This window comes from Leisingera sp. ANG-DT, from assembly GCF_000813785.1.
In the GTDB taxonomy this organism is placed as follows: Bacteria; Pseudomonadota; Alphaproteobacteria; order Rhodobacterales; family Rhodobacteraceae; genus Leisingera.
On sequence record NZ_JWLE01000053.1, the window covers coordinates 1 to 1,313 of the forward strand.

Consider the following 1,313-nt stretch of genomic DNA (forward strand, 5'->3'; position numbering starts at 1 on the left):
TGCGGGCCTGCATCGCGGCGGAAATTGTGCCGTCGTCCAGATAATCCAGCTCACCGCCGATCGGCACGCCCTGCGCCAGGGAGGTGAGCTTCACCTGTCCCTGCAGTTGGTCGGCGATGTAATGCGCCGTGGTCTGGCCGTCGATGGTGGCATTCAGCGCCAGGATCACCTCGCGGACTCCCTCGGTCGCCACGCGGTCGATCAGCCGCGGGATGCGCAGATCCTCCGGGCCCACCGCGTCCAGCGCGGAGAGCGTGCCGCCGAGCACATGGTAGCGGCCCTTGAACACGCCTGAGCGTTCCATCGCCCAGAGGTCGGCCACATCCTCGACCACGCACAGCTCGCCGTTGCCGCGGACCTCGTCGGTGCAGATCGGGCAGATCTCGCTGGTGCCGACATTGCCGCAGTTGAGGCATTCGCGGGCGGTCGCCGCGACTTCGCTCATCACATCCGCCAGCGGGGTCAGCAGCAGCGCCCGCTTGCGGATCAGATGCAGCACCGCGCGCCGAGCCGAGCGCGGCCCCAGCCCCGGCAGCTTGGCCATCAGGGCAATCAGGTCTTCGATGTTGGTGGTAGAGTTCTTGATCATGCCGCGGGCCTTAAGGTTCCTTGCCATATAGGCCACCCGGGACCGCGGAGCGCAAGGGCCGCGCGGTAAAATGTTCGGGGTTTGTTTTTCCGGCGCCCAGGGGTATGCCTCGCCTGGAAAGGCGGAGGGTTCGGGATGGGCGACGGGATAGCGCGAGACGCAGGAGAAACTCCCCAGCTGTATTTTGGCCGGCTGACGGAGGTGCCGCCGCAGGAGATTGCCCGCCACATGTCAGACCCGCGGATGGCCGAGCATATGCCGTTGCTGGCAGGGGCTTGGGATGAGGAGGCGGCCAAGGATTTCGTGGCGGCCAAGGAGGCCTGCTGGCAGCGCGACGGGCTGGGCCATTGGGCGTTTTTGCGCGGGGAAGATTACCTCGGCTGGGGCGGGTTCCAGAAAGAAGGCGCAGAGTGGGATTTCGGCCTGGTGCTGCGCCCGGACTGCTTTGGCCTTGGCCCTGCCATCGCGCGCAAGGCATTGGCGTTTGCCTGCCAGGATCCGCGCATTCCCTTTGTCACCTTCTTGCTGCCGCCGACGCGGCGGCACCTGCGGCCGCTGATGCGGCTGGGGGCGGTGCTGACCGGGGAGGTGCAATACGAGGGCCGGCGCTTTTTGAAGTTCCGGCTCGAGACGGGCTGAGGCGGAAAAGAAAAGGCGGCACCTGACGGGCCGCCTTTTCGCTATCTGCTTGCCGGTTCTTAGAACGGCAGCTTGATGTCCTTGG

General features: G+C 66.2%; 2 protein-coding genes. One reads left to right on the forward strand and one right to left on the reverse strand.

Going from position 1 to position 1,313, the window contains the following annotated elements; translation table 11 throughout:
- On the reverse strand, positions 1 to 589 hold a 589-nt coding region (recR, locus tag RA21_RS21440), incomplete at its 3' end, for a recombination mediator RecR (protein ID WP_039152559.1).
- 135 nt (positions 590 to 724) lie between these two features.
- On the opposite strand from recR, the gene RA21_RS21445 reads away from it, so the two are divergent.
- Entirely contained in the window at positions 725 to 1,228 is a 504-nt protein-coding gene (locus tag RA21_RS21445; RefSeq protein WP_052257742.1) for a GNAT family N-acetyltransferase, read from the forward strand.
- The last annotated feature ends 85 nt before the right edge of the window (positions 1,229 to 1,313 follow it).